Source organism: Yersinia ruckeri ATCC 29473 (assembly GCF_000754815.1).
In the GTDB taxonomy this organism is placed as follows: domain Bacteria; phylum Pseudomonadota; class Gammaproteobacteria; order Enterobacterales; family Enterobacteriaceae; genus Yersinia; species Yersinia ruckeri.
Genome location: NZ_KN150747.1, coordinates 3,189,493 through 3,201,940, shown reverse-complemented (window position 1 = coordinate 3,201,940; position 12,448 = coordinate 3,189,493). Strand labels below are relative to the sequence as shown.

Below are 12,448 nucleotides of genomic sequence, written 5' to 3'. Positions count from 1 at the left end.
TTAATGAAAATGTGGATGTTAGGGGCTGCGGCATTCGTCGCTTCCTCTTCCGCCGTGGCCTTGACGCCGTGGCAACAAATCGATCATCCGGTAGCTGGAACTTCGCAGGCGATTGGTGGTTTTGCCAATGGTTGCGTGATTGGTGCGCAACCGTTGCCATTAGAATCGGCGGATTATCAGGTAATGCGTCCTGATCAGCGTCGTTATTTTGGTCATCCTGATTTGCTGAACTTTATTCAGCGTTTCAGTGCGCAGGCCAAGCAGCAGCAGTTGGGCACGGTGTTGATCGGTGATATGGCGATGCCAGCGGGCGGACGTTTCAGTAGTGGACACGCTAGTCATCAGTCTGGTCTGGACGTGGATATCTGGCTCCAGCTGCCAAGGCAACGTTGGAGTCAGCAACAATTGCTGAAACCGCAGCCCATTGATTTGGTATCTTCCAACGGTAAGCAGGTCGTCGCGGGTTTATGGCAGCCGCAGGTTGCCAGCATGATCAAACTGGCAGCGAAAGACAGCGATGTAACGCGTATCTTCGTGAATCCGGCAATTAAACAGCAACTTTGTATCAATGCTGGTAGTGATCGCGATTGGTTGCATAAAGTCCGACCTTGGTTCGGTCATCGGGCGCATATGCATGTACGATTACGCTGCCCGGCGGACAGTCTGGAATGTGAAGATCAGGATACGCCGCCAGTGGGTGATGGTTGTGGAGCAGAACTGCAAAGTTGGTTCCAGCCTCATCAACCGAGCGCCAAACCAGGCAAATCCATACCACCACCATTACCGCCGTCCTGTCAGGCATTGCTAGATAACCACTTCGCTGCGAGATAACTCATGGATTGGTTTACCCTTGGCCCCGAGGTTATCGGGGTCTTGTTTTTGGTGGCGCTATTAGCCGGTTTTATTGATTCCATCGCTGGTGGTGGCGGGCTGCTAACCATCCCGGCGTTGCTGGCGGTAGGTGTTCCACCGACTCAAGCACTGGCTACCAACAAACTTCAATCAGTGGGCGGCTCCTTCTCCGCCAGCCTGTATTTTGTTCGACGAGGGGCCGTTAACCTCAAAGAACAAAAGTTGACCATTGCCCTGACACTGGTCGGTTCCATGCTGGGGGCAATTCTGGTTCAACATTTGCAGGCCGATATTCTGCGCCAGATTCTGCCGATACTGGTGATTGGTATCGGGGTGTATTTTTTACTGACGCCAAAACTGGGTGAACGGGATCAACAGCGTCGCCTATCTGCATTACCCTTCGCATTAATTGCGGGTGGTGGTATTGGTTTCTATGATGGTTTTTTTGGCCCAGGAGCCGGTTCGTTCTATGCGCTGGCGTTTGTTACCCTGTGCGGCTTTAATCTGGCAAAATCCACCGCGCATGCCAAGGTACTGAATTTCACCTCGAACCTAGGAGGGCTAACCTTCTTTATTCTGGGGGGTAAAGTGTTGTGGGGCATCGGGTTGGTGATGCTGGTTGGGCAGGTTTTGGGTGCCCGATTGGGCGCACATATGGTGCTTACGCGCGGGCAGAAATTGATTCGACCAATGATTGTGGTGGTTTCTCTAGTGATGAGCTGCAAACTGCTTTATGACAACCACGGCGCGGAAATTCAGTCTTGGCTGGCAATACACGGTATTGGCTAGTTGCCGGACTTAATGGGATAATTCCATTTCATATGTAAGGGCATTGTTTTTTTGCCCATGATATTGCTCCAGAGCCAAATTGGCGGGGGGCGTAATTTGCGGCTTACCGGGTACAGACTGCTAAATCATGTCAGAAAGTTCAACCACACATCATTACCAAGAGTTAATTGACGTTTTTAATCGTTGTTTCAGCGAGGAATTCAACACTCGGCTGATCAAAGGCGACGATGAGCCTATTTATCTGCCAGCTGATGAACAGGTTGATTACCACCGAATTGTGTTTGCTCACGGTTACTATGCCAGTGGTATGCATGAAATTTCTCACTGGTGTATCGCTGGGGAAGCGCGGCGCAAGCGGGTGGATTTTGGCTACTGGTATTGCCCAGATGGGCGCGATGCGCTAACACAAAGCCAATTTGAGGTGGTAGAGATAAAACCTCAGGCGCTGGAATGGATGTTTTGCGTGGCCGCCGGTTTTCCTTTTAACGTTAGCTGCGACAATCTGGAAGGCGATTGCGAGCCAGATCGGGTGACATTTCAACGTAAAGTCCGTGAACAGGTCTTGTTAAATCTGCAACAGGGAATATCCCCACGGCCTGCGGGCTTTATTAAGGCGTTACAATCGTTTTACAATACGCCACCGCTGGCGGCGGAGCACTTCCCTTATCCGGAAGATTTCGTCTAATTGTTGCCAGGCTGACCAGAAAGTTTATTGAGGAAGAGTAATGATCGCAGAATTTGAATCGCGCATTTTGGCGCAGATTGATGACATGGTAGAGCACGCCAGCGATGATGACCTGTTTGCGGGCGGCTACCTGCGCGGTCACTTAACGCTGGCAGTGGCAGAATCTGAAGAGCACGGTGAGACTACCGCTGAGCAGTTGCATGTTCGTGTTCAGCACAGCCTGGACAAAGCAATTAAGGCTGGCGAACTGTCGCCGCCGGATCAGGTGTTGGTATTGGGTCTGTGGGATCGTTTACTGGAACAGGCGCAGGTGGCTCACTAAGTTCTTCTGCTGCCGTGGCGTTAATGCACCACGGCAGCGATTTGTCACTCAGGGTGTGATGGGGTTTCTACCGGTCGGCCTTTTAGCAGTTTTCTAATCCAGAATCGATTTGGGTTCAGTGCCGCCAGTGTTTGCCCATTCAGTGGCAGCGGCTCGCCATACATTTGCGCCGCCAGAATTTCCGCTACCAGTGGCGCACTGCACAACCCGCGCGATCCTAACGCCCCGACCATAAAGAGATTCGGATATACCGGCGCTGAATCAACCGCCTCCCCACGCTTAATCTGCCGTTGCAAATCCTGATACTGCGCCAGCGTAGCAGCATAATCCGGCACGGCACCAACCATTGGGAGATGATCGCGAATCGCACAACGTACACCGCAACGAGCCTGATTTTCCGAAACATCCACTTGTTGAACCCATTCAACCTGCGGTAGGCAACGTAACAGGCGCTCGCGGTTCTCCTGTTGTTCGGTCGAACTGAATTCAGTCGAGGCTTCGCCTCGTTGATAGCTGGCACCGATGCAATGTTGCTGATTGTTCGGATTAACTGGGGTCAGATAGCCGTCGTAGCACAGCACATTGTGCAATTGGCTCAATGTCGGTGTGGTCGGAATATGGGATACCTGACCACGTACTGCCGTCAGCGGCAGAAAACGGGTCTGCGTCCATTGTGGTAAACGATGCCCGGCCGCCAGGATAACCGTTTGATGGTAAGCATCGGGACGATCGGTCATGGACAGTTTCCAGCCGGTTTCGCCAGCCGTCAGTTGGTTTAGCTCATGGCGATAATGGCAGCTCATGCCTTGCTGCTGCGCTAGCGCCATCAGTGCGCTAGTCAATTGTGACGGACAAAGCCAGCCTCCGCTCGAATAATGAATACCGCCGTGACCACAATCCACCCCAGCCAACGACTTGAGTTGTGACTGACTCATTGATTCAGCAAAAGTTTGCGGCCATTGGGTGCGCAGAATGTTTTCAATTTTTCCTCGGCTTTTATCATCGTAAGCCAGTTGGCTGACGCCACACCATTGATGATCGAAGGCAATACCTTGCTCAAGTAGGGCATCATATTGACGTCGGGCAAAGGTGAATGCGCTGGTATAAAAATCTTCCAATGCATCACTTTTTCCGTTCAATAGTGGATAAATAGCACCTTGTTGATTACCGGATGCGCCTTGCGCAGGCTGTTCATCAGCACAATAAAGTGTGACATTCGCGCCGCGTCGCAGTAACGCTAACGCCGTCAGGGCACTGACAATGCCACCGCCGATAATGGCAATATCATCACCACTGCTGGCTGCGGGGCGAGCATACCAGGGAGCCGGTAGTGGGTTGACAAGGTTCTCCGGCAGAACGCCGGTCAACATTTCCCGTTTCTGACCAAAGCCTTTTACTTTAGCTACCTCAAAACCGGCCTGTTGCAGGCCGCGCCGGACAAAACCGGCTGCGGTAAAGGTGGCAAAAGTGCCAGCTGGGCGGGCGAGACGAGCCATCGCGCTAAACAGGTCGTCATTCCACATATCCGGGTTTTTGGATGGCGCAAAACCATCCAGGAACCAAGCATCGACCTGATTATTCATACTGCCGTCTAACTGCGGTAGCAGCGTATTGACATCGCCAAACCATAAATCCAGCGTGATCGCCTCCTGAGCCAGCAGAATGCGGTGGCAGCCGGCCAACGGCAGCGGCCATTGGGCGCGCAGCTGTGCGGCGAAGTCTGCCAGCTCTGGCCAGCGAGCATGAGCGGCGGCCAAATCGCTCACCGCCAGTGGATATTTTTCAAAACTAATATAATGCAGATGCTGAAGAGGAGCCTGGGGATGCTGTTGACGAAATTGGGTGAAAGCTTGCCAAAGCGTCAGAAAGTTGAGTCCAGTGCCAAAGCCGGTTTCTGCTACCACGCAGCGAGGGTGCGTATGTTCGGCAAAACGAGCAGGAAAATGGTTGCCATTGAGAAAAACGAAACGGGTTTCTTCCAATCCATCTTGATTTGAGAAGTAGACATCACCAAACTGTTCCGAAACAGGTGTACCTTGTTCGTTCCAGCTGAGAGTTGCAGTTTGGATCGGTTGATTATTCACGTAAGAAGACTCGTATCTCAAGGGGTAGCGAGATTTTAACGATGTGACTCTCTGGGTGCAAATCGTAAGATAATCTGGTTATATTATTCTGATCGGACTTGTTCGGCGTACAACTGTACGCTAAAGTGCTTTGCAAAATCCCGAATGCTAAAAGTGGAAGAGGTATTAAATGAAGCGTGCAGTGATTACTGGCCTAGGCATCGTCTCTAGCATTGGTAACAATCAGCAGGAGGTCCTGGCAGCTCTGCAGGAAGGTCGTTCTGGTATTACTTTCGCTCAGGAATTTAAAGACGCGGGTATGCGTAGCCATATCTGGGGCGATGTGAAAGACTTGGACGTTACGTCTCGAATCGACCGCAAAGTGCTGCGTTTTATGAGCGATGCCTCTGTTTATGCTTATCTGGCTATGCAAGAAGCGATTGAAGATTCCAAATTGGCTGACGATCAGGTATCCAATTTCCGCAGTGGTTTGGTTGTCGGTTCTGGCGGTGGTTCACCGCGCAATCAGGTTGCTGGCTCTGATGGGATGCGTGCGAAAGGTTTGAGAGGCGTTGGCCCTTACATGGTGACCAAAGCGATGGCATCCGGTGTTTCCGCATGCCTGGCTACGCCGTTCAAAATCAAAGGCGTGAACTATTCTATCAGCTCCGCCTGTGCAACATCGGCACATTGTATCGGCCATGCGGTTGAACTGATTCAGTTAGGTAAGCAGGACGTGGTGTTTGCTGGTGGCGGCGAAGAATTGTGCTGGGAAATGGCCTGCGAATTCGACGCGATGGGCGCACTGTCTACCAAATACAACGATACGCCAGAAAAAGCTTCCCGTACTTACGATAAAGACCGTGACGGTTTTGTTATCGCCGGCGGTGGCGGCATGGTGGTTGTGGAAGAACTGGAACATGCATTGGCGCGCGGCGCACATATTTACGCTGAGATCGTAGGCTACGGCGCGACTTCAGACGGTGCTGACATGGTTGCTCCATCCGGTGAAGGTGCTGTGCGTTGTATGCAGATGGCGATGCAGGGTGTTGATACGCCAATCGATTATATGAACGTACACGGTACTTCTACGCCAGTTGGCGATGTAAAAGAACTGGGCGCTATCCGTGAAATTTTCGGTGATAACACGCCAGCGATTTCTTCTACCAAAGCGATGACTGGTCACTCGTTGGGTGCTGCTGGTGTTCATGAAGCCATCTTTAGCTTGCTGATGGTTGAGCACGGTTTTATTGCGCCAAGCATCAATATTGAGACGCTGGACGAGAAAGCCGAAGGGATGAATATCATCACCGAACCGACCAAGCGCGAACTGACGACAGTGATGTCTAACAGCTTTGGTTTCGGTGGTACCAATGCGACTCTGGTGATGCGTAAATACCAGAAATAAGCCGCACCGAGGGATACTGATTCCCGCGGCTTATCAATAGTGACTCAAATCCCGGACTGATTTTCAGTTCGGGATTTTTTTATCTTCGATCACCAGTTTGACCATTTCCTGAATCTCTATCTATAGTGATCAGACTTTATTGCCGGACGATGCGCTGCTCTAGCCAATCAAAAGCAGAAGGCGCTCGCCAACACCACTAAATAATTAATAATAAAATTAAGCTGTATTAAGGGTGGCGGAAATCAGTCTATCGATAAAATCTCAGGTGTTCTTCAAACTTATTTATACACAACAATTGTCATTGATGATTTTTTTATTGATGGTTTTTCGCCACTCGGCGAGAGCATAGTTTTATCTGATTAGGCTCACAGGTGATCAATAATGAAGTATTTGTTTCTACTGTTATTTATAGTCTGCGTCGTTTATATCCATCGTCGTGGCCGCGTGCGTTATCCGTTTTGGCGGCAACTTTCTGACCATTCTACTTTTGTGGCACCGCTCAATGTGTTTATGTACCTTTTTTCCAAAGTGCCGAATACGCCTTATCTACAAGCAGAAACCTTTCCGGAATTACAGTTATTACAGGATAACTGGCAAAAGATTCGTGAAGAGGGAGAGTCGCTGAGAGCCATTCAGCAAATTAAAGCCTCCGATAAATATAATGATGCCGGTTTTAACTCATTTTTTAAAACTGGCTGGAAGCGTTTTTATTTAAAGTGGTATGAGGATAATCATCCTTCGGCTATGAGTCTTTGCCCTTTTACAACCGAGCTGCTGCGTGGATTACCTTCGGTAAAGGCGGCCATGTTTGCCGAATTGCCTGATGGTAGCCGCTTGCCGCGCCATCGCGATCCTTATGCCGGTTCTCTGCGTTATCATCTTGGATTGATTACACCAAATGATGATCGCTGCTTTATTGAAGTAGACGGTACGCGTTACAGTTGGCGCGATGGAGAAGGGGTACTATTTGATGAAACCTATCTCCACTATGCAGAAAATACCAGCGGACAAAATCGGTTGATTTTATTTTGTGATATCGAACGACCTATGCGCTATGGTTGGGCACAGCGGGTCAATCATTGGTTTGGCCGTAATCTTATGAGTGCGGCGACGGCACCGAACAATGATGAAGATCGAACCGGTGGCGTGAATCGGCTATTCAAATATATTTATGCTGTCCGCAAAGTGGGTAAACGGCTGAAAGCCTGGAACCGGACGGTTTATTATCTGATTAAATGGCTTTTGTTTGGTGGCATTGCTGGCTTGCTATTTTTCTCAATGTAAATCGTTTGAGGCGTTGTTGCCCCGCATGGCTAACCAATGAGCCAGTTTAGGGGCAATTCATTCGGGTGATAAACCGACCTAGGCAAGGCACCTGAGCTGGTGAAGTGCTATAGGAACAGCATAAATAGCAGCCCTATGACAATGAGCAAAGCAATAAAGGCCAAAGACGGTTTTTTCAGTAGCGGTTGTAATGGAACGGGCAGTGCGGCGATAAACGGATTGTATAACGGCTGAGTCGGGCCTTGATCTTCGGTGCTACGCTGCGCGCTAATGGCTTTATCCAGACGGTTGGTAAACAGCAGATTAATTATGTCGTTTAGTTGAGTTTGAGTCAGCGGCGTGGTCGGGCTAGCCTGAAAACGCTGTTGGCAATAATCGGTTAACTGTTGTTGTTCCTGACTATCAACGGGCTGTTTTAATGCAGTTTGTAGATTAACCAACGTCGGCGCAGCTTGCTGACTGAGTGTCATCTTGGTTTGCAAAAACTGGCTCATCAGTGGGAAGTGACGAGCAGGAAGGGGATCGCCAGGTTTGCTACCGATCATCTCAAATAACCCTTGCCAGATTTTGGCCGGTTGCTCACCAGTGGCGGCGCTGAGTTTGGCCACCAGCGATTGCAGGCTTTGATGTTCGGCTGGCAATAACGGGCGGTCAGTTATCGGAGTCTGTTGCGGCGGTGGAATCGTTAGCGTGCCGGATTGCAGTAACGCTAAAACTTGCTGTAATTGCTGATGACTCAGTTGACTGAGAACGGTATGGCCGAAATTCTGACGAATAAAATCACTGACCGCTTGACGATTATTCCCCTGCGGCAGCAGATCGGTTAACTGTTGGCGCAACTGATGATTAGCGTGATTTTCCTGCGCTAGTCCTAGGCGGGTTTGCAGCAGTTGTTCCGCCGGTTGAAAATGACGCGTCAGCAGTTCTGCTGTGTGGTTGAGGGACAGGTCATGACGCAGTGTCGCCCAGATCTCGGCAGATTTAACCGGTGTCAGTGCCATAATACGCACAATCAATTTTTCCAGCGTTGTACGTTGAGCCGGTGTTAACGCCTGGTCGTCAGCGCTATTTAACATGGGCGCTTTGGTTGGTGCGGTGGTGCGATCGCTGGTCATTGGGGCACTTGGGCCGTTCAAGGGTTGCATATCACCCGTCCTTCGCAAGGAATGAAATCATCGTTACCCGGCGATTGGCGCAGGCCGAGCATATAATACCTGTAAATTAGTCCAATCAATACAACCTGCAATGTTTTTATATGGTGAATCTTTTTGTTGTTGGAATTGATAATATCAATTATTACGCTAAGATGAACACTCCACGATAGATGGGATTGAAATGGTTCGTCAACAACGCATTGCAACATGGTTTTTTTGTCTGGCTTGTCTGGTCATACTTATCTGTATGTCGCAGCGCATGGTGGGCATACCGGCGTTGGAACAATCAATTGGCCTCACCACCATCAGTCAAACTTCACCTGAAGCCGAAGCCTCGCAAACATCCTGCGAACTCAGTGCCAAATCCCTGTTAACCACTCCGCTGGTGTTATTCGAACAGGTGTATTTCGCTCTGGGTCTGTTGTTGCTGACCTTGCTGGTGATGGCTCCATACATGCTGAGGTTGCCGCCTCCGCGAGCTATTTCACCCAGTCAATTAAGGGTGCATCTCCGATTTTGCATTTTCCGGGAATAGTCACTCCGCCACGTTATTGAGTGTGATTAATCTATTTTTGGAGAAAATAATGCGTAATCTATGTAAGACAGCCCTGTACTGTCTGTTGCTACTATGGCTGCCAAACCTGTGGGCGGCAGACAGCGGTTGGCTGATCAGCCCGTTAAATGACCATGCCAAGGTGCGCTTGCGCACCGAACCCATTGCTGAGGGTGAGACTCGACTGTTGCTGTCAGTCGCGCTGGAGAAAGGCTGGAAAACCTACTGGCGTTCGCCGGGAGAAGGCGGGATTGCGCCTTCGATCACTTGGGCGCAACCATTAGCTGAGGTCAAGTGGCATTGGCCGACGCCTCAGCGTTTTGACGTATCGGGCATTTCCACACAAGGCTACCAGCAGCAGGTCGCGCTGCCGATAGTGATTTCAGCGGCTCCTTCCGGCGTGCTGGCGGGAACCTTGACGTTGTCTACCTGTAGCAATGTGTGCATCCTGACGGATTATCCCTTCAGTCTCGATTTGAGCAAACCGGGCTACGATCCCCGTTTTGATCACGACTTCGCTCAGGCGATGGGGCAGGTGCCAGTCGCAACTGGTTTAGCCGATGAAATCAGTGCGGGCTATGGCAACGGAGAGATACAAATCCTTGCCCAGCGCAGTGCTGGCTGGCAACAACCGATGGTCTTTTTCGACGGGATAACTGATGCTGAATTGGGTAAACCCGAGGTGGTGGTCACCGGTGAACAATTGGCTGTGCGGGTGCCGACCAGTGACGGTTGGGGTGATAGCGCGCCAGATCTGCGTGGTAAGCCGCTTACGCTGGTGATCAGCAATGGCGGTATGGCGCAGGAAGCCACGGTAACTTTGGGGGAAGCCTTAATCCTGCCCGGTTCAACTACCGCCTATTGGCAGTGGCTCGTTATCGCGCTGATCGGTGGCCTGATTTTGAACCTGATGCCTTGCGTACTGCCTGTGCTGGCGATGAAGCTGGGTTCGGTATTGCAGGTTGAGCACCAAAGTCGCCGTGGAGTACGGTTGCAGTTCCTGTCGTCATCGCTGGGGATTCTGACTTCCTTCTGGTTATTGGCGCTACTGATGACGGTTTTACGCTTGGGCAACCATGCGCTCGGTTGGGGAATTCAGTTCCAGAATCCGTGGTTTATCGGTTTTATGGTGCTGGTCACCGCATTATTCAGCGCTAACCTGTTCGGTTTGTTTGAAGTGCGTCTCTCTTCTTCCCTCAACACCCGGATTGCCACTCACGGCGGTAATGGGCTGGGTGGCCATTTTTGGCAAGGCGCACTGGCTACATTATTGGCAACACCTTGTTCAGCACCTTTCCTCGGTACCGCCGTGGCGTTTGCACTGGCGGCGCCGCTACCAGCGCTGTGGGGAATCTTTACTGCTCTCGGTATTGGGATGAGTCTGCCGTGGTTGGCAATCGCTACTTGGCCGAAGTTGGCGCTGTGTTTGCCAAAGCCTGGCCGTTGGATGCTGCATCTGAGAATCGTGCTGGGGCTATTGATGCTAGCCTCCTGCCTGTGGCTTATCAGTCTGATGAGCAGCCATATCGGGACGTTGTGGACATTAATTAGCGCCGCGATTTTACTGCTGGCGTTGCTGCTGGCTATGGGTCGTCATTACGGACGACGTCTGGCGCTGATCACCGGTTTAATCAGCCTGTTGGTGATAGGTGCGCTCTTACTGCTCGGGGCATTGACGGCAGAAAGATGGCGACAGCCTTTGCATGATGATGTGCAGTGGCAACCACTGAGTGAAACGGCTATCCAGCAGGCGCTGGCGCAGAATAAGCGGGTATTTGTCGATGTTACTGCCGAGTGGTGCGTGACCTGTAAAGTCAACAAAATCAATGTACTTATGCGTAGCGATGTGCAGAAAGCCTTGATGGCGGACGACGTGGTGGCCTTACGCGGTGACTGGACCCACTCGTCGCCTGAAATGAGCGCATTCCTACGTAAGCGTGGCAGCGTTGCCGTGCCCTTCAACCAAGTCTATGGCCCAAGCCGCCCACAAGGGGTGGTGTTGTCTCCGCTATTGAACCGTGAATCCCTGTTAGACGTTTTAGCCTCAGCTAAAGGAATCCAATAATGAAAATGATCACGCTACTGGTACTTTCCCTGATGACCGCACCCGTATTGGCGGCGCCTTTTACGCCAGAACAGGAACAGCGCATTAAAGAATTGATCGGTGAAACCCTGATATCCAATCCGAACATTCTTGAGCAGTCGGTGAACGCTTGGCAGCAAAAGGCCAATGAAGAGCAGGGAAAGCAACTTGCCACCTTTATTAAAGCCAATGAAAAAGATCTATATCAAGACCCCGGTAGCCCACGATTGGGCGCAGCAAAGCCACAACTCACGCTGGTTTCCTTTACGGATTACAATTGTCCGTATTGCAAAACCTTTGATCGGTTACTGGAAAAGATCGTGAAGAACTACCCGCAAGTTGCACTGGTTATTAAACCCTTGCCATTTAAAGGGGAAAGTTCATTACGCAGTGCGCAGGTAGCACTGACGTTGTGGCAGCAACATCCGGATCAGTTCTTGCCTTTCCATCAACGTCTGATGGCTAAAAAGGGCACTCATGATGCCGCCAGCATTGCCGCTGCCCAGAAAAAAACCGGGGTGATTGCGGTGGAGCCGACAGAGCAAAGTTTGGATGTATTACGCACCAATTTACGCCTGGCCGATCAACTGGGTATTCAAGGGACGCCAGCGACATTAATCGGCGATCAGATGATGTCTGGCGCTATTTCCTATGAGCAGTTGGAAGAGCAGGTCAAAGCGCAATTGGCACGGGGCGCGAAATGAATCGGCTAAAACGCTGGGGATATCAATTGGCGATATTGTTGGCGATGGTTCTGGTGCTCTCCTTGGGTATGGATTGGCTGCGCAGCCCGCAAGTCCCACCGAATTGGGGAAGCGAGCCGTTGGTGATGTTGAACGGCGAAACGGTTTCTCTGCAAGCACTGAGTGAGGACAAACCGCTGCTGGTGTATTTTTGGGCCAGTTGGTGCGGGGTGTGCAAATTCACTACGCCCAGCGTCAACACGCTGGTCGCGGACGGGGAAAATGTCATCACCGTGGCGCTACGTTCGGGTAACGATCGGCAGGTGGAACAATGGCTGACGAAAAAAGGACAGAGATTGCCAGTGATTAACGATCCGATGGGACAGTTATCCGCCAAGTGGCAGATCGGCGTCACACCAACCCTCGCCATCCTGTATCGCGGTGAACTGGTCAGCAGTACCAGTGGCTGGACCAGTTATTGGGGGATGAAATTGCGGCTGTGGTGGGCTGGACTCTAAACGGGAGTCAATAATAAACCGCCTGATCGGTGATGGACTGCACCCCAAAAGTTG

The 12,448-nt window shown here is 51.0% G+C and carries 12 protein-coding genes; 10 read left to right on the top strand and 2 right to left on the bottom strand.

The features are described from left to right. The first annotated feature begins 3 nt into the window (after positions 1 to 3). From mepA to DJ39_RS14375, 4 genes are all read left to right on the top strand, one after another. A complete protein-coding gene (gene mepA, locus DJ39_RS14390) occupies positions 4 to 831 on the top strand; it encodes a penicillin-insensitive murein endopeptidase (RefSeq protein WP_004717902.1) in 828 nt (275 codons plus the stop codon). A gap of 3 nt (positions 832 to 834) precedes the next feature. After that, a complete protein-coding gene (locus tag DJ39_RS14385; protein ID WP_038244283.1) occupies positions 835 to 1,641 on the top strand; it encodes a sulfite exporter TauE/SafE family protein in 807 nt (268 codons plus the stop codon). Between the two features lie 127 nt (positions 1,642 to 1,768). Further along, positions 1,769 to 2,326, top strand: a complete 558-nt coding sequence (locus DJ39_RS14380; protein ID WP_004717900.1) for an elongation factor P hydroxylase — start codon at positions 1,769 to 1,771, stop codon at positions 2,324 to 2,326. 40 nt (positions 2,327 to 2,366) lie between these two features. Next, a complete protein-coding gene (locus tag DJ39_RS14375; RefSeq protein WP_004717899.1) occupies positions 2,367 to 2,648 on the top strand; it encodes a YfcL family protein in 282 nt (93 codons plus the stop codon). A gap of 44 nt (positions 2,649 to 2,692) precedes the next feature. Here DJ39_RS14375 and mnmC read toward each other — a convergent pair whose 3' ends face one another. Continuing rightward, positions 2,693 to 4,732 (bottom strand): bifunctional tRNA (5-methylaminomethyl-2-thiouridine)(34)-methyltransferase MnmC2/FAD-dependent 5-carboxymethylaminomethyl-2-thiouridine(34) oxidoreductase MnmC1, encoded by a 2,040-nt coding sequence (mnmC, locus tag DJ39_RS14370; protein ID WP_004717898.1) that lies wholly within the window; start codon positions 4,730 to 4,732, stop codon positions 2,693 to 2,695. 169 nt (positions 4,733 to 4,901) lie between these two features. Here mnmC and fabB point away from each other — a divergent pair, with 169 nt between their 5' ends. Further along, entirely contained in the window at positions 4,902 to 6,119 is a 1,218-nt protein-coding gene (fabB, locus tag DJ39_RS14365; protein WP_004717897.1) for a beta-ketoacyl-ACP synthase I, read from the top strand. A 381-nt stretch (positions 6,120 to 6,500) separates the two neighbouring features. After that, positions 6,501 to 7,403, top strand: coding sequence for a lipid A hydroxylase LpxO (gene lpxO, locus DJ39_RS14360; RefSeq protein ID WP_004717895.1), 903 nt, complete (start codon positions 6,501 to 6,503; stop codon positions 7,401 to 7,403). 107 nt (positions 7,404 to 7,510) lie between these two features. On the opposite strand, the gene flk is transcribed toward lpxO, so the two are convergent. Then, positions 7,511 to 8,548 carry a flagella biosynthesis regulator Flk gene (gene flk, locus DJ39_RS14355; RefSeq protein WP_038244278.1) on the bottom strand — a complete coding sequence of 346 codons (1,038 nt, stop codon included), beginning with the start codon at positions 8,546 to 8,548 and terminating at the stop codon, positions 7,511 to 7,513. Between the two features lie 190 nt (positions 8,549 to 8,738). Here flk and DJ39_RS14350 point away from each other — a divergent pair, with 190 nt between their 5' ends. Genes DJ39_RS14350 through DJ39_RS14335 form a run of 4 tightly spaced genes read left to right on the top strand, consistent with a single transcriptional unit; the run spans position 8,739 to position 12,394 of the window. Further along, on the top strand, positions 8,739 to 9,092 hold the full coding sequence (locus tag DJ39_RS14350) for a hypothetical protein (protein ID WP_004717893.1): 354 nt from the start codon (positions 8,739 to 8,741) through the stop codon (positions 9,090 to 9,092). A 49-nt stretch (positions 9,093 to 9,141) separates the two neighbouring features. After that, a complete protein-coding gene (locus DJ39_RS14345; RefSeq protein WP_038244275.1) occupies positions 9,142 to 11,175 on the top strand; it encodes a protein-disulfide reductase DsbD family protein in 2,034 nt (677 codons plus the stop codon). After that, entirely contained in the window at positions 11,175 to 11,897 is a 723-nt protein-coding gene (locus DJ39_RS14340) for a DsbA family protein (protein WP_038251502.1), read from the top strand. Before DJ39_RS14345 ends, DJ39_RS14340 begins: the two co-directional genes overlap by 1 nt. Further along, a complete protein-coding gene (locus DJ39_RS14335) occupies positions 11,894 to 12,394 on the top strand; it encodes a protein disulfide oxidoreductase (protein ID WP_038244271.1) in 501 nt (166 codons plus the stop codon). Before DJ39_RS14340 ends, DJ39_RS14335 begins: the two co-directional genes overlap by 4 nt. The last annotated feature ends 54 nt before the right edge of the window (positions 12,395 to 12,448 follow it).